The organism is Salinirubellus litoreus, from assembly GCF_037335815.1.
In the GTDB taxonomy this organism is placed as follows: Archaea; Halobacteriota; Halobacteria; order Halobacteriales; family Haloarculaceae; genus Salinirubellus; species Salinirubellus litoreus.
On the sequence record NZ_CP147841.1, the window covers coordinates 2,456,962 to 2,478,628 of the forward strand.

The window sequence follows — 21,667 nt, forward strand, 5'->3', positions numbered from 1 at the left end:
AGGTCTGGGGAATAGCCGGGAGTACCTGGCCTACGCCCCGGCGTCCGCCCGGTCGACCTCGCGGGCCTGCACCACCGCCTCGTAGTACGTCGCCGCGTCGGCTTCGACGATGAACCGGGCGAGTTCGGAGAGCTCCCGCCGCTGGGCGAGCGCCCCGACCTCGAACCGGTTGACGGGGTCGTCGACCTCGCCGGTGGCGATTGCCTCTCTCAGCTGCGAGACGACGGCGTCGGTGATGGGTTCTCGGGCCATGATGCGGTCTGGTATCGTATTATGTCGGATCAGGAGGCGTGTTTCCTCGCGGTCGTGTACGCCTCCCGGACCCGGCGGAACTCGTCCTGGCTCCCGCCGTGGTCCGGGTGGACGTCCTTGACCTTCGCTCGGTAGGCCGAGCGTATCTGCGCTTCGGTCGCCGTCCGTGGCACCCCCAGGACGGCGAACGCCCCGTCGACGGGATCCGTCCCGCCGGTGCTCGCCGCCCCGCCGACGTCGTCGTACCTCGCCTCGGGCGTCTCGAACGGCAGCCGCGATCCGAGGTGGACGCCCGGCAGTTCGTGCTCGACCAGCACCGCGTAGGTGGGCGAGCGCTCGATGAGGTAGTACGCGCGGGCGTCGAACGTGATGGCGACGTCGCGTTCCGGGAGGTAGAACTCCACCGTCTCCCCGTCGATCGGGTGGTTCTCGGCGTACTGCTCGCCGATGGCGTCGAGATACTGGCGTATCTCGACCACCCGGCGGGCGTCGCCGCTCCACTTCTCCGATCCGGTCCGTTCGGAGGGGAACAGCCGGTCGCCGACGTAGAACAGGCAGGCGGCACAGAGGCTCACGAGGAGCCCGGAACCCAGGCCGAGGACGAGCCAGCGCGGCAGTCCGAACAGCACCTCCTCAACCACACCCACGGTAGGAGGGGAACGAACAAGAATCCGTCGGGAACGGCCATCCCGTCGGGTACTCCCCGGGCGAACTCATAGGGGTTATCGTAGTTACTCATACTTTCTCGTCCGGGGACCACGCCGCTCGACCCGTGTCTCTGGGTCGAATCCTCCGGCCGGCTACGATAACCCCTATCAGCCGATGTACCGCAGGTCCTCGTCGCTGGGCGTCGGCCCCTGCTCCATCTCCTGGATCTTCTTGACGACCTCCTCCATCTCCTCGGCGCGCTCCTCGAGGGTCGCGTAGTCGACGTCGAAGTCCAGTAACTCCTGGAGGACTTCGAGCACCGCCCGGGCGGACCGTGGATCGACGAGGTAGCCCGAGGTCTCGCCCATCAGACATCCCACGGGGAGCCCGCGGCGCTCGCCGAGGCCGAGCAGAAGCCCGGAGACGCCGACGATACCGCCGGCGGGTTCGTCCTCGCGAAACTCGACGTCACACGCCTCGAGTTCCTCGACCAGGTCGTCCGTCGTGGCCGCCCCGAGCACCGCGTACTCCTCGATGAGCTCGCCGGTCGGGACGCCCCCGAGCGCGAACGCCCGTTCGACGCCGAACTCCCCGGCGACGTCGAGCACGCGGTCGGTCAGCCGGTAGTGGCCGACGCCGTCGCCGGCCTGGTGGTCGCCCGAGAGCACGAGCACGTCCCGGCCGTCGACCTCGACGGCGTAGAACTCGACGCAGGCCAGCGTCGTCCGGCCGTCCTCGACGGTCACCTGCGGCGGGAAGTGCTCGGAGTACAGCCGTCGAACCAGTTCGCCGTCGAACTCCTCGAGCAGGTGCTCGACCGCGAGCTTCCCCACGTGCCCCACGCCCGGGAGCCCCTCGATGAGCACCGGGTCCTCGAGGTCGGGGTCGGCGTGGACCTCGATGTCGAACTCGTCCATACCTCCTCATGGGTAGCCCGCATCATAAGTGCGGTTCGATGCGCGGCTCACCCTACGGAGCGGACCGACAGCGGGGGCGCTCAGTGGTCGTGGCCGTGGCCGACTACTCTCGCCGTCGTCGCTTCGCCCGCCGCCGGTACTCGCCGTAGGGGTCCTCCGGATTGAACCGTGCGGGGGCGCTGTTGACCGCCTCGGCACCGCACGCCGGACAGGTCTCGGCGAGCGTGTAGACCGGCCGGTCGTGCTCGGTCCGCCAGTCGGCACACACCCTGATGTCCGACTTCACGCGACGACGCTACTCCTCGTCGCTGCGCCGCTCGCGGTGGTACTCGGCGGTGCCGCCCGCGGTCCGGATCGACTCGCCGGCCCGTTCCGCGCTCGCCTCGAGCTCGTGTTCGGCCGTCTTGTAGTTCGGGGCCTTCACGCGGATGCGGTACTCGGGTGCGCCGACGTACTCGACGTCGAGTTCGACCTCCTCGGGCACCTCACCGTTGCCCTCGGCGGCCCTGAGCGCCGCTCGGACGTCCTCGACCCCGCTCGGTCCCGGCGCACGGAGGTCCATGTACCCCGTGACCCGGACGTAGGGGACCGAGACGTTCTCACGGGCGGTCTCGACGATGGCCGTGACCTCCTCCTCGGAGAGATCGGTGTCGGTGAGCGCGTCGGGGCCGTGGATGGCCGCCTGCTCGAACCCCTCGTACATCGTGCCGAACTCCGCGAGCAGCTCGTTGGCGACCGCCGCGTACTGCTCGTCCGACATGTCCTCGCCGAACGCGAGCTCCATCCACTTGTCGGCCCGCTGTTCGGCCTTCCACTCCTGGACCTTGTCCGAGCGCTGGTGGTCGTTGACGTCCTTGATCGAGAGGTCGATCTGCTCGGAGCCCTGGTTGACCTCGAGCACCTTGCAGACGACCATCTGGTCGACGTTGACGTGATCGCGGATGTTCTTGATCCACCCGCTGGCGACCTCGCTGACGTGGACCAGCCCGCGCTTGTCCTGGTACTCCTCAAGGTCGACGAAGACGCCGAAGTCCTCGATCTCGTCGACCCGACCGATGACGAGTTCGCCCGGCTCGGGGAAGCCACTGAATTTCATGTGTGGCTCTATCCGCGCGGCGGGCTTAAAAGCGTCTCCACACGACCGCGGCGCTCGACGCGGGAGAGCGGATCCGGAACACGGAGAAGCGGAACCCGAACCGGCCGCCGTTCGTACGGGCGGTCGTCGTCTTCCACCGGTCTTCGCCGAGCTCGGGGCGGGCAACCGACCGGTAGGGTAGATCGTTACGACCGTCCGTCTCAGCGCGCTTCGACGACTTCGAGGAGTTCGCCCTCGACGTCGGCCTCGCCGCCCGTCGGCCGGGCGAGGACGTGCCCGCAGACCGCACACGCGACCTCGGTCGAGGCCTTCCCGAACAGCGTCTGCTCGTTCTCGCAGTCCGGACACCGGACGAGATAGAAGCTCCCGGCCATTATTCCTGGAACTCCAGCCGGCCGGCGCGCCATCCCTCGCGGAGGTGGGCCTTCCCACAGTCCGAACACCGGTACTTCAGGTTCGTCTTCTTCGTCGGCTTGTCCCCGCCGGGCACCTTCGAGAACCGGCCCGCGTTCCCGATGACGGCCGTGTTCCGTCGGGTGCGGCGCGCGTCCCACTTGGTCCCCGAGGAGCGGCCCCGGCGGACCTTCTCGACCTCCACCTCGCGGTGGCCGTCACAGTGGGGACAGTACGTGTTGAAACGGCGTGGCATCTCCATGGTAGCGGGAGTAGCGCGCGCCGGGTTAAAACGGGTTTGGTTTCGGGGTCCCCGTTCTCCGGGTCCTGGTCCGTGGCCCGTCCTCCCGTCGGTGGTTTCCGCCGGGACTACGCGTCACGGGTGCAACCGACGAGAGGGGACTGCAACGACGCCGGCCGACCGGGCCCAGGTCGGCCCCCTTCGAAGCGTTTAATCGGTCGCCCTCGTACTCGCGGGTATGAAGAACCTCATCATCCACGGGGATCCGGGTATCCGCAAGGACGGCGTCATCGAGTACGATGGGGAGGAGCTCGTCCTGTTCAGCGTCGCGCGGCAGGGCGACTGGCACGGCCCCGACCGCGTCCAGCTCTGGTGTACGGTCGGCGCGGAAGCGGAGCGAGAGGACTTCGACCGGCGCAACTACATCCCGATGCACCTGGAGACCGAGAACGTCGACGCCGAGGCGATCACGGTCGTGAAGGCGAAGGGCGACATGGCGGTCTGAGTTCCTCCGGTCTCGTCGGGGGTCCCGGCCGTGGAGGCGAGCGCACGCTCGTTCGGATGGGCGATCCGGCCGTCCCCGCCCGACTCACCCGGCGTGGCCGTTCGTCCGGCCGATCGAGTCGCCGTTCCCGCCGTTCAGCTCCTCGCGGAGCATCCCGAGTTCCGCCACCCGCTCGGCGTGGGCGTTGTGCTGGTGGATGGACTCGTCGTTCGACTGCTCCATCGTCACGACCACGTCGTCGTCGAGTTCGGTGAACCGCTCGACGACCCCCTCGGCCATCGACCGGACGCAGTCCTCGACGAACTTCGCGTTCGCGTGGGAGTGGTAGGTCATGTGGTCCTCGTCGGGTCGCTTGGCCATGTTGTAGATGCGCGCGGACATCGAGTCGCGGGCCACCTCGATCACGTCGACGAGGTCGACCTCCGGCGAGCCGTCGGTGCGGAGTTTGAGCGTGGCGTGACCGCGCTGTGAGTGGCCCGGCTGTGGGACGCGATCGAGGAACTCCTCGACGACGCCCTGCTCGACGTCGAGGTCGCGCAGTACGTCCCGGGCGCGCGATTCGCTCATCCCCTGCGAGCAGGGACAGACCGTCATCCCGACGACGTGCGCGCCGATCTCCTCGTGGGTCCCATCGGGGTCGGCGGTCGCGGAGGCGAGGATGTCCGCGCTGAACTGCGTGGGACGGCCGGACTCGGGGGTGTCCTCGCGGACGACGTACTCGGCCTCCATCTGCACCTCCGCGCGGGAGGTGTAGTCGTGTTTCTCGAGCAGCCGCTCGGCCACGTCGCCACAGAGATCCTCGACGCGGACCTGTCGGCGGCCGAGCGCCTCCTCCAGTATCTCGTCGACGACCTCCATGTTCCGGGACATGTCGATCCCCTTCCGCCAGGAGGGGAGGTCGACGTACACCTCGAACTCGGCCATCAGGACGATCGGTCTGCGATCCTCGCGGTCGAGCTTCACGAGTTTCTCCACGCCGGTCACGCCGACGCGGTTCAACCCGACCGTCACGTCCGGACGCGACGCCTGGACGTCCGGGAGCTGTTCGCTCATCGTCCTCGTCGTAGGGTCCGGGCCGGTTAACGGTTTTGGACCGAACGGCCTCTGTCGGCCTCCTCTCCTCCGATTTTGCCGCTTTATCGGTGGGTTCTCGTACGGACTGTTGTAACGACTCAGCGGTGATCGCTCAGGCAGGGTTGACGACCACAGGTAAAAGACTACAAGAGTCCGTATCAGTCGAGTTTGCCGAGCGCGGCGAAGAAGTCGAGCGGCGGGCCGGCGACCCGGACCGGCTCGTCGGCGACGCCGAGCGAGACCTGCGCGGGCACCTCGAGTTCCCTCGTCGTCCGGCCGTCGCCGACGATCACCGCCGCGGGCGCGTCGTCGACCCGGACGGTCAGGTCGGCGTCGAGCGGAACCGCGAGCGGTGGCATCGGGTCGGCCGCGCACATCTCCGTGACGACGAGCGCGCCGACGTCCGGGTGGACCAGCGGGCCACCCTCGCTGAGGTTGTAGGCGGTGCTCCCGGTCGGCGTCGAGACGAGCACCCCGTCGGCGTGGCTCCCCCCGTACAGCGAGCCGTCGACCCGGACCTCGATGCCAACGCCGCCGCCGCGACCCCGCCGGGGCCCCATCACCGCGACCTCGTTCATCGCCGGCGGGAGCGACCACCCCTCGCCGGTAGCCTCGACCTGCGGGAGTTCGCGCGTGCGTGGCGTGCCCGTCTCGCGGATGCGCTCGACCGCCGCGCGGACCGCCTCGACGGCCTCGTCCGGCGCGACGGCGTTCAGGAACCCGACCTCGCCGAGGTTGACGCCCATCACGGGTGCTCCGTCGACCGCCCGCGCCGCGTAGAGGAACGTCCCGTCCCCGCCGATGCTCACCACGAGGTCGGCGTCGGCGAGCTCCTCGACCGGGACACCCGGGACACCGAGGGCGTCCGCGGTCTCCTCCTCGATGCGGACGGACGCGTCGATCGCCCGTCGAACGTCGTCGGCGAGTCCCGCCGCGCGGCGGTTGTTCCGCCTGGCGACCACGCCCACGCTCACCCCTGTCATCGGTCGGGCTTCGACCTCACACCAGAAAAACGACGCGAAACTTAAACCCCGACGGACGGAACCTCCGGGTATGAACCGATCAGGGGGGGTGCCGGGGTGAGCGACGGCCCCGGGGACTGGTTCGGGGACGGTCCACCCGACGAGGACGACGGCGAGAGCGCGTCGGCGGTCGACCCCGACCCCGACCCCGACGGCGACCCGCCCGACGGCGGACCGACGATGTCCGGCGGCGGGGACCCCTTCGACGACGACAGCCCCTTCGATGGTGGCGGGGACTCCTTCGTCGACGACGACTTCGAGCGTGCGTTCGACGCAGGGATGGGCAGTTCGGGGTTCGACGAGGAGTTCGACTCGGACATTCCCCGCGTCGACCTCGGTATCGAGGGACTCGACGAGATGATCCTGGGCGGCGTCCCCGAGCGGTCACTGCTCGTCGCCATCGGTGCCGCCGGGACCGGCAAGACCACGTTCGGTCTCCAGTTCCTCCACCAGGGGCTCGAGAACGGCGAGAAGGGTGTCTACATCACCCTGGAGGAGGACCGCGAGGCCGTCCTCCGGGCCGCCGAGGAGAAGGGCTGGCCGTTCGAGGAGTACGTCGCGGACGACCGGCTCGCCGTGGTCGACCTCGACCCCATCGAGATGGCCAACTCCCTCGCATCCATCCGCAACGACCTCCCGCGGCTCGTCCGCGAGTTCGACGCCGAGCGGCTCGTGCTCGACTCGGTCTCCCTGCTCGAGATGATGTACGACGACCAGGCCGAGCGCCGGACGGAGGTGTTCGACTTCACCAAGTCGCTCAAGGACGCCGGCGTCACGACGATGCTCACCTCCGAGGCCAGCGAGAACAATCCCTACAGCTCCCGCCACGGGATCATCGAGTACCTCACCGACGGCGTGTTCGTCCTCCAGTACGTCCGCTCGGAGTTCCGCGAGACCCGCCTCGCGGTCGAGATACAGAAGATACGCAACGCCAATCACTCCCGGGAGACCAAACCGTACGAGATCACGAACGAGGGCATCTCGGTGTATCAGCAGGCGTCTATATTTTAACAACCATCTTTTTCCGCCTCGGGTTGCCGGCGGAGCCGGCAACCACTCGGCGCAAAAACATGGGTGAAAAAGGCCGCTCGCTCACTCGCTTCGCTCGTTCGCTCGCGGTACAGTCGACTAGCCTCGATTTCCTTCTCGGTGAGCCGTCGCGGGGGTATTGTCTCCGAGGGCGGGTCGACCTCGACTCTCCGGGCGTCCTTCGCTACTCGTCTTCGTCGTCCTCGTCGTCGTCCCCACTCCCGTTGTCCGTCTCGTCGTTCTCACGATCGGTCGGCACCCCACAGAGGTTCCCCTCCTCGTCGAACCGCTTGGCGCGGAGGAACCGTGCCCGGTAGCGGTTCGCGGGCTCTTTGGTGTCCGCTTCCCGTATCTCGTCGGCCCGGCCGTCGGCGACGGCGTCGACGATCTCCTCGATCTGTTCCTTCTCGCTCGGAGTCAGCTCGAACTCGTACGTTTGTTCCGACTCCCCTTCGAGCCGCGTCCAGCGACGGGCGGCCGCGATGACCAGCGAACAGGGCTCCCGGCAGGGGAAGACGCCGTCGCCGCCGTCCACGTCGAGGTCGGTCTCCTCGTCGTACTGCCACTCGCGGCGCTTGAGACACTGGGAGTCGACACAGCAGGCCTCGGCGACCCAGTTCACGTGGTCGTGGCCCTCGCCCCGATCCCAGGTCTTCACGAGGCCGTAGATGCCAGTCTGTCGCTCGACCGTCTCGCGCCAGTGGCTCACGTCGAGCTCCCCCTCGCGTTCGAGGTGCCAGTTGGCGACCGTCGCCGGATAGACGTACTCGACGGCGTCGGTGAGCGCCGCCCCGTCGAGGTCGGCGAACGCCCAGCCCGTCGGGAGCGTGGGCGCGGTCTTCAGCGGCCGGTAGCGACCCCGGTCATCGTACGTGACGATCTCGCGGGCCTCCCGCGGATCCGCGTGGACCTCCAGCTCCGCGAGCTCCCGTTCGGCGTCCTCGACGTTCCGGAGGTGGTAGCGGCGCTCCCCGTTCTCGCCGAGTTCCGCCTCGACGGAGAGCTCCCCCCAGGTCCGGGAGAGCCCGTCCGCGAGCGCCTGGTACCGCTCGGGGACCGCCCGCTCGTCGGCCGCCTCGACCCACCGGAGGAACGCCCGGTCGGCCTCGCCCCTGGTTCCGGTCGTCCAGTAGTGCCAGTTCGAGACGTACCACGGGCTCCCCTCGCAGGCCTCGCGGAACTCCCGCTCGGTGAGCCCCTCGTGGCGGGCGCTCGGCGTCTCGAAGGTGTACCCGCCGTCCTCCCTGGCCACTCGGAGGCCGTCGAACTTCACCCCGGTCTCGGCCGCCTCGAGTAGCGCCGAGAGCTGGTCGGTGTGCATACCCTACCTCGTCGCCGTACCGTGATAAACGGGGCGCTCGGCGCCGGTGATCAGGCCCCGAGACGCTCGTGCCGGGTTCTCGCGTCGCCCGGGATCCCCGTCACCTCGCTGTCGCGCTCCGCTGCGTTCCGCTCGGCTCCCTCCGGAACGACCTCGGCTTCGTCGAACTCGCCGAGCCGGTCGCGGGCGAGGTCGAGCTCCCCGCGGACCAGCGTCCGGTCGGAGCCGAGCCGTTCGGCACGCGAGAGCGCCTCGACGGCGTCCTCCGAGAGTCCCCGTTCGTTGTAGAGGACCCCGAGGTTGTACCAGGCGTCGGCGAGCCGGGGGTCGAGTTCGACCGCCCGCTCGGCGTGTTCGAGGGGGTTCGAGGAGTCCCCCGACTCCCAGAGCGCGTACGCGAGGTTCGTCTCCGCGACGGCCGCCACGCCCGGGTCCGGGTCGAGCGAGAGCGCCTCTCGGTGTGCGCCGGCGGCCTCGTCGTACTCGCCCAGTTGCGCGTGGGCGACCCCGCGGTTCACCCACGCCTCGACGGCGGCGGGGCTCTCGGGTGCGAACCACGCGACCCGGGCGAACGCGTCGATGGCCGACTCGTACTCCTCGATCGCGAGGTAGCCGAGCCCCACTTCCAGCAGGGCGTCGGGGTCGACCTCCTCCGGCGCGTATCCATCGGGATCGAGCAGGTCCGCGAGTGCGTGCGAGTCGGTCGGGTCGACGCGACGCGAGTCCCCGTCACCGTCGAGTTCGAGCGTGAACCCCGCGTACGGGTCGCCGAACCCCGGTCCCGAGGAGAAGCGGTGCTTTCGGGCGTGAGTCATGGACTCGGGAAGGCGGCCAGCGGGGATAGCGGCGTCGGTGATGTCCACCCGGGTCGCGAGGACGCTTCGTCAGCGGCCAACGCGGCCTCGACCGTCGGGAGTCGTCGGAATCGCCGCCTCAGCCCTCAGCCGTCCGCCTCCGCCCGGAGCGCCAGCAGACCGGCCGGTCCGACGACGAACACGCGCCCGGCCGCGACGACCGGCGAGGAGAACGCGGTCACGGGGACCGAGGAGGTCCGCCACCGCACCCGATCCGGGGTCGGGAAGCCGTCGACGTCCCTGCGGAACGCTCGGACGCCCCCGGTCGCGGCGAGGACGCTCTCGTCGGTCACGACTGGCGCGGCCGTACCCTCGCTCGGGAGGTGGGCCCGCCAGTTCGTCTCGCCGGTCCCGGCGTCGAGTTCGTGGAGGTCGTTCCCGGCCACGTAGACGTCCCCGTCGTCGGCCGCGGCGGCGGCGCGGCTATGGAGGTCGCGCCGCCAGCGGATCTCGCCCGCGCGGTCGACGGCGACGGTCCCCTGCCACCCCGTCTGGACGACGCCCTCGTCGTCCACGACCGGAGCGGCGTACGGCGTGTCGACGGGAACCCGCCAGCGCTCCTCGCCGCTCCCGGGATCGAGCTTCACGAGCGCGTCCCGGTCGGGGACGTACACGCCCTCCCCGGTGACGGCGGGTGCGACCTGTGTCGCGGTCGAGTCGCCGAGGTTGTACTCGTCGTAGACGAGCGGCTCCAGGGAACGGTGCCAGCGCTCGGTGCCGTCCGGCGCGAGTCTCACACAGGCGGTCGCGCTCCGGACGTAGACGTCGCCGTCGACGACGGTTGCGCCGTACGTCCGGTCGTCGCCGACGCGGTGTACGTCGAGAATCCCGCCGTCGTCGAGCGAGAGCACGGTCACGGCCGCCGGTGACGGATCCGGGCCACTCGACTGACGTGCGGCCTGTGTCGGAACGTAGAGCCGCTCACGATCCGGGTCGAGTGCGGGCGCGCCCGTGACCTCGGCGTCGGGGCCGGAGGCCTCACTGTCGGGGTCGGGGACCTCGCTGTCGAGACGCCTGGACCATCGCTCGTCCCCGTCCGGCGTGACCGCGAGGACCTCCCGATCGGTGCCGAAGTAGACCACTCCCTCGTGGACGACGGGCGGGGCGTACGACCAGCCGGCCGGGATCAGGATCCCGTGGTCGTCGGGTTCCGGCGCGCCGCCGGCGACGCGGTTGGTGTTCCCGGGACTGTTGCCGTACGTGAGCCAGTCGCCGTCGTGGAACGCCGCGATCTCGGCGCGTCCGCCGAGGAGGCTACAGCCGGCCAGGGTGCTCGCTACCGCGGTCCCCGAGGCGGCGAGGAACGCGCGGCGCGACGGACTGGATCGGGCCGAATCGAACGAGGGCGAGTGGAAGCGTGGCTGATCCGAACCCCTGGAGGGCGGGGCGGGGGACACGCCCGGGAGTTGCGGCGCGGCGCGAGAAGTGTCTTGTGTCCCGGTCACTTCGGAACCACGACGAATGTGATAACCCGCTCAGTCGTCGGCGCTCGCCGCCCGCGTCCGCTCGCGAACACGCTCGATGGCGTCGCCGACGTCCGCGCCCGCCTCGGCCGCCCGTTCGAGCACCACGTCGGCCATCAGCGCCTCGGTTCCGACCGCACCGGCGTACCATATCCGCCGCCCTTCGACCTCGGCGGGGACGTCGTACCCCTCCCGGTAGTCGTCGGTGAGCCCCATGTCCTCGGGGATGTCCTCTTGGGTGTGGAAGCCGTCGGCGATGAACAGCGGGACGACGACCACGTCGTCGGTCGAGAACAGGGTGGCGACGTCGTCGACCTCGGGTTCCTCGTCCATGAAGACGGCCATCACCTCGTCGAACCGGCCCGACGCCTCGATGCGGTCGGCGTGGTACTGGATCGCCTTCGCGGAGTTCTCGTTGCGCTCGGTGCCGTGGCCGACCACGGCGAGGCCGAACCCCTCACCCACGTTCGGATCTCCCGTGACCGTCTCCGCACGGCGGACGATGACGTCCGTCATCGCGTCGTGGGTCCCCACCGGCCCGCAGTAGTGGATCGTCTTACCGACGTCCGTAGCCCGAAGAGTCGCGTGGGTGGCCGACGTCCCGTCCGACTCCCACTCGGCGACGTCCCATTCCTCCAGGCGAAGTTCGCGCGGGATGACCTGCTCGGTGAAGTAGCCCTCCGAGACGAACATCGGGACCACGTACACCTCCTCGGCGTCGATCGTCCGCAGCGCCTCGCGGAACGAGGGTTCCTCCTTCCAGAACGCCGTGACCACCTCGTCGAACGCGCCCGAGTCACGGACGGTGTCGGCGTGCCGGTACGTCGGCGTCGAGGACTCGGGGTTGAGGTGTGACCCGTGGGCGACGATGAGGAGTGCCTGTCCGGTCATGGCTGGAGGGAGGTGTCTGCGCTTCTTGGGGGTTTCGACAGGTGGCCTGGGATGCCGGTATGAGCATAAACGGTACCTCCTCGAAAGCCCCGAGGCGCTGGACTCGGGAGGCTCGCCCCTTTCGTTCCCGCCCGATAATGGCTGATCGGTCGGCAAATCCGGGTGGGAATGAACGCGGGAGCTTTCGAGGTGGTATTTTCAACCTGTACACGCTTGCCCGAACATCGTCATCGGCCGCCCCCTCCCCCCGTCACCGATGGGTTTTCCTCGCCCGGGACCCGCCCTCGCGCATGACCGTCGCCGCCGAGACTCGCCGGGCCGTTCGCGCGAGCCCCTTCCTCCGCGACGCGCTCCGCGCCGGCTGTGTCAACTACACCGCCGCCGCGCGGTTCCTCGACCTCGGCGACGAGGAGGCCGTCGCCGCCGCGCTCAGGCGGTACGCCGAGGATCTGCCCGACTACGAGCGGCCCGCTACCGAGGGACGGGTCAGGGTGAACATGCGCTCGGGGCTCGGCCCGACGGACGACCCCGGCGAGGCGCTGCTCCGGGTCGCCGACACGCTCCTCGCTCCCGGTACCGGCGACCTGACCGGTATCACCGCGACGGGCGACGGCGTCGACCCCCGGACGCTCGGGTACGTCCTCGCCCGCCTCGACGCCGAGGGGGTCGCGGTCGGCGCGGCGGGGGCGACCGATGGCGTCCTCCTCGTGGCCGTGAACCGCCGCGACGGCCCCGACGCGATCCGGTTCGTCGAGGACGCGCTGGGGTGAGGTGCGTCCGGACGGTCGCATCCGGCGTCCGATGGTTTCGGGGGATCCGACCGATCACGTTCGCCGGGCATACAAGTGGGATCGCCGAAGTCGCCCCATGTCCCCGACCGATACCGCCACCGCCGACGAGCCGGTCCTCGTGGACCTCGAACTGACCCGCGGGCTCACCATCCAGATGACCGCGGTCGGCACGCTCGGGATGGTGTTCGGCTGGGCGGCGTTCAGCGCGATCTACCAGGCGGGGACCGGCGTGCCGCCGACGTTCCGGTTCGCCCCGCCGGGCGTGGGCTGGTGGAACGAGGCGCTCGACGTCCTCGTCCTCCTGTTCCTCGGCACCGTGTTCATCGTCCCCCACGAGTGGCTCCACGGGCTCGCCATCCGCTACTACGGCGGGAAGCCGCGATACGGCGTCGGGCTCGCACACTTCATCCTGCCGTACGCCTACGCGACGACCGACCACGAGTTCTCCCGGAACGAGTTCGTCGTCGTCCTCCTGACGCCGCTGGTCGGGCTGACGCTCGTCGGTGTGCCGGTCATGCTCGCCTTCGAGTGGGGGTGGCTGGTCGTTCCCCTGGCGCTGAACGCCGCCGGGGCGGTCGCCGACGTCTGGATGACGCTGACGGTCCTGAGCTACCCCGCGCACGTCCGCGTCCGGGACCACGAGGCCGGCGTCAGTATCGTCGGCCGGGCGGGTGACCGGACCCGGGCGGTGTCGGTGACGGCGCTCGCCTGGGACGCGCTTTCGGGGGCCGCCGTCGCGGCGTTCGCCACCTTCCTGACCCTCGGAATCGGGGGGCCGCTCGTCCTCTCTGTGCTCGGCATCGAATCGCTCACTGTCGGCACGCCCGGGACGTTCACGTACCTGTTCTCGTTCGTCAACACGCCCGACGAGATCTCGCTGGGCGTCGGCCCGGGCGTGCTGAGCGTCGGCGCGCTGGTCGGGCTGACCTACGCGCTCGTGCGGAGCTACCGCCGGGGGAGGGGAACGTCACACGGGGCGGAGACGCGGTGAGGCGCGCCACCGACGGGGATCCGGATGGGTTCCGACGAGTTCAAACGCCCCCCACCAGTACTCCCGGGCATGTCGCTCCGCGTGACGAACACGCGAACGGGTGAGCGCGAGGCGTTCGAGCCGCAGGATCCCGACGACGTCCTCCTCTACTACTGCGGCCTGACGGTCTCGGATCACGCGCACCTGGGCCACGCCCGATCGTGGGTCCACGTCGACGTGATCCACCGGTGGCTCTCCCACCTGGGTTACGGGGTTCGCCACGTGGAGAACTTCACCGACGTCAACGAGAAGATCGTCGCCCGGGTCGGCGAGGACGACCTCGGTGACTCCGAGCGCGAGGTCGCCCGCCACTTCACCGAGAGCGTGATCGAGGACATGCGTGGGCTGAACCTCCTCCGCGCGGAGGTATACCCCCGGGTCTCCGAGCACGTCCCCGAGATCGTCGACCTCGTCGAGACGCTGATCGAGGCGGGGTACGCCTACGAGTCGAACGGGTCGGTCTACTTCGACGTGACGACGTTCGAGGGCTACGGCGAGCTATCGAACCAGAAACTCGACGAAGTCGAGGCCCAGGGCGACCCCGACGAGCGGAGTGAGAAGCGCCACCCCCAGGACTTCGCGCTCTGGAAGGCCGACGGCGTCCCCCCCGAGTCGGTCGACGAACACCGGAAGACGGACGCGCCGGAGCCGGACGACTATCCGACCGGCGAGACCTGGGACTCGCCGTGGGGCGAGGGCCGGCCGGGCTGGCACATCGAGTGCTCGGCGATGAGCATGACCCACCTCGCGCCGACGCTCGACATCCACGCCGGCGGACGGGACCTCGTCTTCCCCCACCACGAGAACGAGATCGCCCAGAGCGAGGCGGCCACGGGCGAGACGTTCGCGCGCTACTGGCTCCACACCGCACTCCTCGAAACGGGCGGCGAGAAGATGTCCTCCTCGCTCGGCAACTACTTCTACGCGAAGGACGCCCTGCGCGAACTCGGTGTGAACGTCCTCCGCTCGTTCTTCCTCGCGGCACGGTACAACGCCCGCCAGTCCTACGGCGAGGGGGCCATCGAGGAGGCCGAGGAACGCTGGGAGCGCCTGGAGCGAGGGTACGACGCCGCCGTCGGAGCACTCGACTCGCCCGACGCCGGTTCGAAGGTCGAGGACGACGAGCTCCGGGCGGACGTCGTGGACGTCCGCGAGCGGTTCGAGGCGGCGATGAACGACGACTTCAACACCCGCGAGGCGCTGACGGCACTGCTCGACCTCGCGGGGGCGATCAACCGCCACGTCGAGGCCGACGAGTACGACTACCGGGGGCTCCGCCGCGCGGTCGAGACCTTCGAGGATCTGGGTGGGGATGTCCTCGGGTTCGTCTTCGAAGGCGAGGCGGAGGGTGAGGTACTCGTCGGTGACCTCGTCGAACTCCTCCTCGGCGTCCGCGAGCGCGAGCGCGAGGCCGGGAACTACGACCGCGCCGACGCCGTCCGCGACGACCTCGAGGACCTGGGGATCGAGATCCAGGACACCGACGACGGGCCGAGCTACCGGCTCTGACGGCTCCCGTTCTCCCCCGAGTCGTCATCCGTGGGGCTGCCTCGGTTCCCGAGGCGGCCACACCGCTTATTCGACCCCTCCGAGTACCACGATCATGCATCACCGGCGAGCCCCCGCGGGCCTCGTGCTCGCCTTCCTCGTGCTCTCGAGCGGCTGTATCGGGTTCCTGGCCGGGGAGGAGCCGGCGACCTTCGAGGCCGACCCCGTCGAGGTGGCCGACGCCCGGCAGTCCGGGGCCGGCTACGAGACGGTCAGAGTGGGAGCGAACACGGCCACCCAGTCGTTCACCGTGGCCGGCGAGACGCGGAACGTCACGGTGACGAACCACGTGGCGAGCTACCAGCGGGCGGTCGACCTCGGCCCGCTCGGCGAGGCACCGTTCGCCCGGTTCACCGTCCTCGCCACGCCGCAGGTCGAGGTCCTGGGCCAAACCCTCAACCCCGTCGAGGGGCTCTCGAACCGCGACCTGGCGCTCCGGCTCCAGTCCCAGTACGATTCGATCGAGGACGTGCGGTTCGTGGGTAACCGCACGGTCGAGATACTCGGCGAGCCCCGGACGGTCTCGCGGTTCGACGCGACCACGACCGTCGCCGGCGTGGGGATCGACCTCGCGCTACACGTGACGAAGTTCCAGCACGGCGGGGACTTCGTGGTGGCCATCGCCGTCTACCCCGCCCGACTCGACGGCGAGGCGGCCCGCGTCGAGGCGATGCTCCGCGGCATCCAGCACGAGACGGGGGACTGATCCGGGACCACGGCGGGCGCACGCTTTTCACCCGCCCGCGACCGACGGGTGGTATGCGACCCAACGTACCGCTCCTCGCGGGTACCGGGCTGGTCGTCCTCGGGACGCTCGGCTACGCGGTGGGCGTCGTCGCCGCGTACCCCGGGCGGTCGCTCGCCGTCGCGGGCGTGATGGTCGGCATCGCGCTGCTCGCCGTCGGCGGCGGCCGGACGGGAGGTGATCGGTCGTGATCCGCGCGATGGTGTTCGGGACCGACCGCGAACTCGTCACGTATGACGACGACGGCCCCGAGGCGCTCCGGGCGGCCAGGGCCGCGACCGGGACGACGTGGGTCCGGGTCACCGACGCCGCGCCGGGGGAGTTCGAACGCGTCGCCGACGCGTTCGATATCCACCCGCTCGTGGTCGATGACGTCCGCGGCGACGTCCGGGCGAAGACCGAGGAGTTCGGTGACTACACGTTCACGCTCGTCAAGGACGCCGAACTCCGGCGGGGCGAGCAGACGTTCGACGAGGAGGTCCGGGCGGATCCCGTCGGCGTCGTCTTCGGCGAGGACTGGGTCGTCACGCTCTCGGCCTCACGGGCCGATGCCGTCGAGCGGGTCTGGGAGCGGGTCGGTCGCGGCGACGAGCGACTGCTCGAACGCGGCCCCGACTTCACCGCCTCCCGTGTCGTGGACGTCCTCGTCGACGAGTACTTCGAGATCCTCGACGCCATCGAGCGCCAGATCGAGCGGATCGAGGAAGACGTCACCGTCTCGACCGACATCGAGACCCTCGAGGCGATCAACGCCGTCCGGCGCGACCTGCTCGCGTTCCGGAAGATCGCGTGGGCGGCGCGGGAGGCCACCAACGTCCTCTCGCGGGGCGACCCCCGGCACGTCCGCCCGGAGACCGAGAAGTACTGGCGGGACGTCTACGACCACCTCGTCCAGGTCGTCGACCTCATCGAGACCTACCGCGACCTCGCCCGCGGCGCGCGGGACATCTACCTCAACACCGTCTCGCAGTCGACCAACGAGGTGATGAAGGTGCTGACGGTCATCGCGACGATATTCCTCCCGCTCACGTTCGTCGTCGGCGTCTACGGGATGAACTTCTCGGGATCGCCGTACAACATGCCCGAACTCGGCTGGACGTTCGGCTATCCGTCGGTGATGATCGGGATGGTCGGCGTCGCCGCCGTCATGCTCCTGCACTTCCGACGGCGAGGCTACCTGTAGTAACTGCACCTACAGCCCCAGGGCGAGCGGTCCCATCAGAACTCCCATGAGAAGAGATAGAAATCTACTAATATATTTCGGCGATTAAATCAGCCCTTCCTGGACCAATCCCGGAGGATAACCGATGATAGCGAGGGAATAACTCGCTAAATGTTCTTTGGTCTCCCTCTTGATTTCTCAGTAGCACCGGATTCCTCGATTTGGCCGCCCCTGACGCGCTCAGTCGTGGCGACGAAGGTAATGGCCCAGATGGCAATCAGAAGGCCGCTGACCGACCCGAGACTTGACGATGCGTCGGGGAAGACCGCCGAACTCACCCCGAGATAGAGAGCAACGAACCCCGATATCCAGGCGGCGAATCGCCAGTCACGCCGTCGGAAGACTGCCAGCCCGCCCCACACTGCGATAGCGAACGCCCATATGGCAAGGTCGCCGTAGTGCCCTCTGAGGGCGTCTTCCCCGGTGAGCGTGAACTGCTTGAGGAGTTCTTGGCCGCCGTAGACGATCAAGAAGATAGCGCCAACGACCCACAGCCCGACTAACAGTCGGTTCGGCGACCTCACACGGTCGAATCGGAGCACGGACCGTCCTGCCGGATGCAGCACCAGCGGTACGAGGGCGATGGCAGCCACTACGAGCGTTAGTGTAGCGAAGACAGTGCCGGTCGCAAACCCGATGACCCCCGAAAGAACCGTGATAGTAGGGAGCAATAGGATGGCGTTCACCCGCTCAATCGGCCGGTAGAACTGGACCGCCATGCCCAACAAGGCCGTCCACGCACCGGCCATGGTGACCAGACCGAAAATTGAGCGATTGCCGAGAGAGCCTGTCCAACCAAGGATGATATGTGGTAAAAACTGACCAAGGGTGATGCCCACCACGGCGATAGCGACGACGACCGCAACGTAGAACGCGTAGCGCCGGATGGGCGTGTTGGTGTCAGTACCCGAGGACATGCTGTTCATAACTATCGGTTGGTGGGGGGTCGGATCTCGAACGCCGGACAATATTGGTTCGCGAAGAATTATTGTATAGATCTATTCGATCATATAGTCGGATAGAAAATATTTCTGATAAATTCATCCGCTGTATACGGCATGCTGTTCCTGACGGCATAGCTCGCCTGGGTGCTACTGCACGAGTAACGTACTGCTCGTGGAGCACCGTCGACGAAATAGTATTCCGACGAAGTAGGATAGAATCGTTACTCTCCATCGTTCGTTCTTGCATTCACGTAATTGATGCTTCCAACGTAGTGGTGGAACCGGATTACTCTCCCGTTCACCACCTCCCAGACGTCTGCCATTGGCGCCTCAAAGCGTTGGCCGGATTCGGCCTGAATTCCGCAGTGAGTGACGAGCGCAATGACCGTATGGCCGTCGACGATGAAGCGATCTTGCTCGATCTCGAACTCCTTCCACTCGCCGCCGAGCTCAGTGAACAGATTTTCCATCACTTCATCGGGACCGTGGTACGTGCCGCCGTATGTCCCACCCTCGGGCTCAACCCACTCGACATCTTCGTCAAGTGCAGCAATAATCTCGTCGAGGTCACCTCGTTCAACGGCCTCGTAGATACCCTGAACTACGTCAACACTGGTTCGTTGGCCGGTGGACATGGTCGTTATTGTCTGATGGAGGATGCTACATTATAACACGGATTGAACGAGGTTCAGACCGTGATGATGTTCACAGTGTAAACGACTACACCGGCACATAGGCTGTATCTGAGCGTGTCACTATTCGCTATCTCCACCGCGCCGGGGATGATGCCGCGAGTTCTGATATCGACAGCGGTTTAATGACCGAACTCTCGACAGAAGATTGATCGACAGCAGGCTTAGGTCACTTCGAACCCCTAACGACGCCGAGGGTCCCTGGCAAGAGGGGCCAGTGAGTAACTGGGCTACTCTTCGGTGGTGACTCCGCTCCGTAATCAGACGAGGTATCATTCGCTGTGACTCCCCCGGAGAAGAGACAGATGTTCGGATGATACAATTCTCCGGAGGGTATCTAACCCCCGCAACCACCGTTCACTCCGCGATACGGACCGTCGTAACTCTTTCCAGCGAGATTGCCGGACCGTGAGATGCTTTTAATACACTATCGGTTCGCTCGTTACGACGATACCGAATCGTGAGGGACCCTATGAAGACCCTTGACGAACGGTTATCCGGTGAGCTCCTCGCGAGTCACCGGTCTCGCCTCTTCGCGACAGGTCTCGAAGAGGTCGACCGCCCACTCGTAGACGGCCGCGTTGTCGGATACTATTCCCCCTTTGATGACCCCCTGCTCGTCGGTGAGATTGATTCCTACCGTGCCATCGACAATCCCGACCGACATCGGCACGTCCTCGTAGGTGTAGAACCGGGTCTCCTCTTCGGCGAGCATTTCGCGAAACTGACGGGCGGAGGTCGGATGGTTCAGGACGATATCGAGGACCTCGGGCGTGATCACCATCTTCAGTCGCGTTTCTCCGTGAACCGTCGATTCCCAGTGGTTCTCGACGAACACCGGGGCGACCACGGTCGCCACACCCCGAACGTGGTCGCCGGAGCGATGGAATTCGAGGACCCGTCGGATGAAAACGGTCGCATCACCCCCGTCGAGCATGACGAGTTCAGCATCGCGGAGACACCTGACGTCGAACGTTAGCAGCTCGGATGGGAACCACTGCAGTGGTTCGTGCAGGCGACGTTCGGCTTCCATCTCGTCGACAAGGCGAATGAACTCGTCGTGGACCCACTCGCCCAGAGGTGTCACCTCATACTCCCGCCCGGAGCGTGTGATCCAGTCTCGGTCTTCGAGTTCACGGAGAATACGGGTGATCGTCACCCGCGACGCGTCGACCCGGTCGAGCAACTCGCTACGGGGCCGGGGTGCCTCGACGAGCGTCTCGAAAGCCGCCACTCGGTTCTCCGAGTTCGCGAGGAACGCGATGTCGTCGAGTGCGGCGTCCATATCTCCGGTCTCTTGTAAGAGAGTATGAATCTAGGGTGAGGCGGTGCGGCGTCACCGCGGGTCAGAACCAAGATGGTACCCGTCGAGGCATACACCGATCCACATGTGGCAGGGGAGGCCGAGAGAAACAGCATCGGTCTCGTTCGTCGCTGATTTCCGGTACTCGACCCCGAACGGGGGATCACATCCCAATACGTTCATGGCGTATACACCGAACACACCGTGGTAGATGTAAATACAGTAATACCATGCAATCGGTGACTAACCCTCGTCTGAGGGTCCATGGCGACACCAATAAGTGACGTCGAGCAGACGTCCATCGACACGTTTCAGGAGACGTTACGAGGCGCCCTAGTCCGTTCCCACGACCCGGAATTCGACGAGACTCGGGCGATCTACAACGCAATGATCGACAAACAGCCGGGGCTGATCGCCGAGTGTACCAGCACCGCCGACGTAATTGCGGCCGTGAATTTCGGTCGTGAACACGAACTCGATATCGCAATCCGTAGCGGCGGTCATAACGGGCCTGGGCTGGGTTTGGTAGACGACGGACTGGTCATCGACCTCTCGAACATGACGGGAATTCGTATCGATCTCGACGCGAAGACCGTGCGGGTCGAGGCTGGTTGCACGTGGGGCGATGTCGACCACGCCACTCACCCCTTCGGACTAGCGACAGTCAGTGGGATTATCTCCACGACCGGCGTTGGGGGCCTGACACTCGGTGGGGGCCACGGCTACCTGACCCGCAAGTACGGCCTGACGATCGATAACTTGCTGAGCGCGGACGTCGTGCTGGCCGACGGCTCCCTAGTGCACACCAGCGAGGACGAGCACCAGGATCTGTTCTGGGCGCTCCGGGGCGGCGGTGGTAACTTCGGGGTCGTCACCTCGTTCGAGTTTCAGCTCCATCCGGTGGAGACGGTGATCGCCGGACCGACGTTCTGGTCGATCGACGCAGTTGAGGCCACTATGCAGTGGTATCGCGATTGGTTACCCCAACAGCCGGACGACGTTTACGCGTTCTACCTAATCGCGGAGGTTCCTCCGGGCCCTCCATTCCCCGAGGAGATCCACGGCGAGAAGGTGTGTGGGTTGATGTGGTGCTATCTGGGGCCTGAGGATCGGACCGAAGAAGTGCTCCGACCGGCCCGAGAGGTCGCCGAGCCGCTGTTCGAGCACGTCGGACCAATGCCCTATCCAGCCCTGCAGAGCATGTTCGATGAGCTCTATCCGCCGGGCGACCACTGGTACTGGAAAGGCGACTTCGTGTACGATCTGACGGACGAGGCCATCACCGAGCACGAGCGGTTCGCCGAAGTCCCGACCACGCAGTCCACGATGCACCTCTATCCCATCGACGGTGAGGTCCATGAGGTTGACGCGGACGAGACCGCGTGGGCGACTCGCGATGCGACCTGGTCGATGGTCATGGCCGGCGTCGATTCGGACCCGGAGAAGGTTGAGGAGATAACTGACTGGGCCCGAAGCTACTGGGAAGCGGTCCACCCATACTCCGCTGAGGGCGCCTATGTCAATTTCATGATGGAGGAAGGCGAGGATCGGATTCGGGCCACATACGGAGACAACTACGAGCGATTACAGCAGATCAAGGCCGAGTACGATCCGGATAATATCTTCCATGTGAACCAGAACATCGATCCAGCCGGAGAGTAGCCTACTCCCAGAATGACAATAACA

General features: G+C 67.1%; 25 protein-coding genes. 9 read left to right on the forward strand and 16 right to left on the reverse strand.

Annotation, left to right across the window (positions count from 1 at the left end):
- Positions 1-30: 30 nt before the first annotated feature.
- The 7 genes from WDJ58_RS12115 to WDJ58_RS12145 all read right to left on the reverse strand — a co-directional run bounded on the left by WDJ58_RS12115 (position 31) and on the right by WDJ58_RS12145 (position 3,568).
- Positions 31-252: a hypothetical protein gene (locus WDJ58_RS12115; RefSeq protein WP_338913515.1), complete on the reverse strand. Its 222-nt coding sequence runs from the start codon at positions 250-252 to the stop codon at positions 31-33.
- A gap of 29 nt (positions 253-281) precedes the next feature.
- Complete coding sequence (locus WDJ58_RS12120) at positions 282-893, reverse strand: J domain-containing protein (RefSeq protein ID WP_338913516.1); 612 nt, start codon at positions 891-893, stop codon at positions 282-284.
- A 174-nt stretch (positions 894-1,067) separates the two neighbouring features.
- Complete coding sequence (locus WDJ58_RS12125; protein WP_338913517.1) at positions 1,068-1,817, reverse strand: proteasome assembly chaperone family protein; 750 nt, start codon at positions 1,815-1,817, stop codon at positions 1,068-1,070.
- 103 nt (positions 1,818-1,920) lie between these two features.
- On the reverse strand, positions 1,921-2,103 hold the full coding sequence (locus tag WDJ58_RS12130; RefSeq protein WP_338913518.1) for an RNA-protein complex protein Nop10: 183 nt from the start codon (positions 2,101-2,103) through the stop codon (positions 1,921-1,923).
- A 9-nt stretch (positions 2,104-2,112) separates the two neighbouring features.
- A complete protein-coding gene (locus WDJ58_RS12135; RefSeq protein ID WP_338913519.1) occupies positions 2,113-2,913 on the reverse strand; it encodes a translation initiation factor IF-2 subunit alpha in 801 nt (266 codons plus the stop codon).
- A 200-nt stretch (positions 2,914-3,113) separates the two neighbouring features.
- On the reverse strand, positions 3,114-3,287 hold the full coding sequence (locus WDJ58_RS12140) for a 30S ribosomal protein S27e (RefSeq protein ID WP_338913520.1): 174 nt from the start codon (positions 3,285-3,287) through the stop codon (positions 3,114-3,116).
- The gene (locus tag WDJ58_RS12145) at positions 3,287-3,568 is read right to left on the reverse strand and encodes a 50S ribosomal protein L44e (protein WP_338913521.1); all 282 of its coding nucleotides are present in this window, start codon (positions 3,566-3,568) and stop codon (positions 3,287-3,289) included. The genes WDJ58_RS12140 and WDJ58_RS12145 overlap by 1 nt, the downstream gene beginning before the upstream one ends.
- Positions 3,569-3,785: 217 nt before the next feature.
- Here WDJ58_RS12145 and WDJ58_RS12150 point away from each other — a divergent pair, with 217 nt between their 5' ends.
- Positions 3,786-4,052 carry an HAH_0734 family protein gene (locus WDJ58_RS12150; protein ID WP_338913522.1) on the forward strand — a complete coding sequence of 89 codons (267 nt, stop codon included), beginning with the start codon at positions 3,786-3,788 and terminating at the stop codon, positions 4,050-4,052.
- Positions 4,053-4,136: 84 nt separating this feature from the next.
- Here the strand turns inward: WDJ58_RS12150 and mptA are convergent, their stop codons facing one another.
- A complete protein-coding gene (mptA, locus tag WDJ58_RS12155) occupies positions 4,137-5,105 on the reverse strand; it encodes a GTP cyclohydrolase MptA (RefSeq protein WP_338913523.1) in 969 nt (322 codons plus the stop codon).
- A 179-nt stretch (positions 5,106-5,284) separates the two neighbouring features.
- Complete coding sequence (locus WDJ58_RS12160; RefSeq protein WP_338917848.1) at positions 5,285-6,100, reverse strand: NAD(+)/NADH kinase; 816 nt, start codon at positions 6,098-6,100, stop codon at positions 5,285-5,287.
- A gap of 87 nt (positions 6,101-6,187) precedes the next feature.
- Between WDJ58_RS12160 and WDJ58_RS12165 the strand changes: the two genes are divergently transcribed.
- Complete coding sequence (locus tag WDJ58_RS12165; RefSeq protein WP_380661604.1) at positions 6,188-7,159, forward strand: KaiC domain-containing protein; 972 nt, start codon at positions 6,188-6,190, stop codon at positions 7,157-7,159.
- A 202-nt stretch (positions 7,160-7,361) separates the two neighbouring features.
- On the opposite strand, the gene WDJ58_RS12170 is transcribed toward WDJ58_RS12165, so the two are convergent.
- From WDJ58_RS12170 to WDJ58_RS12185, 4 genes are all read right to left on the reverse strand, one after another.
- Positions 7,362-8,498: a DR2241 family protein gene (locus tag WDJ58_RS12170; protein WP_338913526.1), complete on the reverse strand. Its 1,137-nt coding sequence runs from the start codon at positions 8,496-8,498 to the stop codon at positions 7,362-7,364.
- 50 nt (positions 8,499-8,548) lie between these two features.
- The gene (locus tag WDJ58_RS12175) at positions 8,549-9,313 is read right to left on the reverse strand and encodes a tetratricopeptide repeat protein (protein WP_338913527.1); all 765 of its coding nucleotides are present in this window, start codon (positions 9,311-9,313) and stop codon (positions 8,549-8,551) included.
- 125 nt (positions 9,314-9,438) lie between these two features.
- A complete protein-coding gene (locus tag WDJ58_RS12180; RefSeq protein WP_338913529.1) occupies positions 9,439-10,749 on the reverse strand; it encodes a PQQ-binding-like beta-propeller repeat protein in 1,311 nt (436 codons plus the stop codon).
- Between the two features lie 78 nt (positions 10,750-10,827).
- Positions 10,828-11,706, reverse strand: coding sequence for a CbiX/SirB N-terminal domain-containing protein (locus tag WDJ58_RS12185; RefSeq protein WP_338913530.1), 879 nt, complete (start codon positions 11,704-11,706; stop codon positions 10,828-10,830).
- 290 nt (positions 11,707-11,996) lie between these two features.
- Here WDJ58_RS12185 and WDJ58_RS12190 point away from each other — a divergent pair, with 290 nt between their 5' ends.
- The 6 genes from WDJ58_RS12190 to corA all read left to right on the forward strand — a co-directional run bounded on the left by WDJ58_RS12190 (position 11,997) and on the right by corA (position 17,003).
- Positions 11,997-12,476 (forward strand): DUF7523 family protein, encoded by a 480-nt coding sequence (locus tag WDJ58_RS12190; RefSeq protein ID WP_338913532.1) that lies wholly within the window; start codon positions 11,997-11,999, stop codon positions 12,474-12,476.
- A gap of 97 nt (positions 12,477-12,573) precedes the next feature.
- Positions 12,574-13,488, forward strand: a complete 915-nt coding sequence (locus WDJ58_RS12195) for a DUF3267 domain-containing protein (RefSeq protein WP_338913534.1) — start codon at positions 12,574-12,576, stop codon at positions 13,486-13,488.
- A gap of 69 nt (positions 13,489-13,557) precedes the next feature.
- Positions 13,558-15,036, forward strand: a complete 1,479-nt coding sequence (cysS, locus tag WDJ58_RS12200; protein ID WP_338913536.1) for a cysteine--tRNA ligase — start codon at positions 13,558-13,560, stop codon at positions 15,034-15,036.
- A 94-nt stretch (positions 15,037-15,130) separates the two neighbouring features.
- A complete protein-coding gene (locus tag WDJ58_RS12205) occupies positions 15,131-15,781 on the forward strand; it encodes a DUF6517 family protein (RefSeq protein WP_338913537.1) in 651 nt (216 codons plus the stop codon).
- Positions 15,782-15,834: 53 nt separating this feature from the next.
- Positions 15,835-16,011: a hypothetical protein gene (locus WDJ58_RS12210; protein ID WP_338913538.1), complete on the forward strand. Its 177-nt coding sequence runs from the start codon at positions 15,835-15,837 to the stop codon at positions 16,009-16,011.
- Positions 16,008-17,003 (forward strand): magnesium/cobalt transporter CorA, encoded by a 996-nt coding sequence (gene corA, locus WDJ58_RS12215; RefSeq protein ID WP_338913540.1) that lies wholly within the window; start codon positions 16,008-16,010, stop codon positions 17,001-17,003. Before WDJ58_RS12210 ends, corA begins: the two co-directional genes overlap by 4 nt.
- A gap of 146 nt (positions 17,004-17,149) precedes the next feature.
- Here corA and WDJ58_RS12220 read toward each other — a convergent pair whose 3' ends face one another.
- From WDJ58_RS12220 to WDJ58_RS12230, 3 genes are all read right to left on the reverse strand, one after another.
- Complete coding sequence (locus WDJ58_RS12220) at positions 17,150-18,010, reverse strand: hypothetical protein (RefSeq protein ID WP_338913541.1); 861 nt, start codon at positions 18,008-18,010, stop codon at positions 17,150-17,152.
- Positions 18,011-18,207: 197 nt separating this feature from the next.
- Positions 18,208-18,621 (reverse strand): nuclear transport factor 2 family protein, encoded by a 414-nt coding sequence (locus WDJ58_RS12225; protein ID WP_338913542.1) that lies wholly within the window; start codon positions 18,619-18,621, stop codon positions 18,208-18,210.
- A 550-nt stretch (positions 18,622-19,171) separates the two neighbouring features.
- Complete coding sequence (locus WDJ58_RS12230) at positions 19,172-19,864, reverse strand: transcriptional regulator FilR1 domain-containing protein (RefSeq protein WP_338913543.1); 693 nt, start codon at positions 19,862-19,864, stop codon at positions 19,172-19,174.
- Between the two features lie 381 nt (positions 19,865-20,245).
- Between WDJ58_RS12230 and WDJ58_RS12235 the strand changes: the two genes are divergently transcribed.
- Positions 20,246-21,643, forward strand: coding sequence for an FAD-binding oxidoreductase (locus tag WDJ58_RS12235; protein ID WP_338913544.1), 1,398 nt, complete (start codon positions 20,246-20,248; stop codon positions 21,641-21,643).
- Positions 21,644-21,667 lie beyond the last annotated feature (24 nt).

Bases quoted from the DNA above. Each gene is read 5' to 3' on its own strand.
- WDJ58_RS12140 (WP_338913520.1), bottom strand. From the start codon at position 3,287: ATGGCCGGGAGCTTCTATCTCGTCCGGTGTCCGGACTGCGAGAACGAG.
- WDJ58_RS12175 (WP_338913527.1), bottom strand. From the start codon at position 9,313: ATGACTCACGCCCGAAAGCACCGCTTCTCCTCGGGACCGGGGTTCGGC.
- WDJ58_RS12150 (WP_338913522.1), top strand. From the start codon at position 3,786: ATGAAGAACCTCATCATCCACGGGGATCCGGGTATCCGCAAGGACGGC.
- WDJ58_RS12225 (WP_338913542.1), bottom strand. From the start codon at position 18,621: ATGTCCACCGGCCAACGAACCAGTGTTGACGTAGTTCAGGGTATCTAC.
- WDJ58_RS12125 (WP_338913517.1), bottom strand. From the start codon at position 1,817: ATGGACGAGTTCGACATCGAGGTCCACGCCGACCCCGACCTCGAGGAC.
- WDJ58_RS12185 (WP_338913530.1), bottom strand. From the start codon at position 11,706: ATGACCGGACAGGCACTCCTCATCGTCGCCCACGGGTCACACCTCAAC.
- WDJ58_RS12205 (WP_338913537.1), top strand. From the start codon at position 15,131: ATGCATCACCGGCGAGCCCCCGCGGGCCTCGTGCTCGCCTTCCTCGTG.
- WDJ58_RS12235 (WP_338913544.1), top strand. From the start codon at position 20,246: ATGGCGACACCAATAAGTGACGTCGAGCAGACGTCCATCGACACGTTT.
- WDJ58_RS12135 (WP_338913519.1), bottom strand. From the start codon at position 2,913: ATGAAATTCAGTGGCTTCCCCGAGCCGGGCGAACTCGTCATCGGTCGG.
- WDJ58_RS12210 (WP_338913538.1), top strand. From the start codon at position 15,835: ATGCGACCCAACGTACCGCTCCTCGCGGGTACCGGGCTGGTCGTCCTC.
- cysS (WP_338913536.1), top strand. From the start codon at position 13,558: ATGTCGCTCCGCGTGACGAACACGCGAACGGGTGAGCGCGAGGCGTTC.
- WDJ58_RS12170 (WP_338913526.1), bottom strand. From the start codon at position 8,498: ATGCACACCGACCAGCTCTCGGCGCTACTCGAGGCGGCCGAGACCGGG.
- WDJ58_RS12145 (WP_338913521.1), bottom strand. From the start codon at position 3,568: ATGGAGATGCCACGCCGTTTCAACACGTACTGTCCCCACTGTGACGGC.
- mptA (WP_338913523.1), bottom strand. From the start codon at position 5,105: ATGAGCGAACAGCTCCCGGACGTCCAGGCGTCGCGTCCGGACGTGACG.
- WDJ58_RS12190 (WP_338913532.1), top strand. From the start codon at position 11,997: ATGACCGTCGCCGCCGAGACTCGCCGGGCCGTTCGCGCGAGCCCCTTC.
- WDJ58_RS12115 (WP_338913515.1), bottom strand. From the start codon at position 252: ATGGCCCGAGAACCCATCACCGACGCCGTCGTCTCGCAGCTGAGAGAG.
- WDJ58_RS12195 (WP_338913534.1), top strand. From the start codon at position 12,574: ATGTCCCCGACCGATACCGCCACCGCCGACGAGCCGGTCCTCGTGGAC.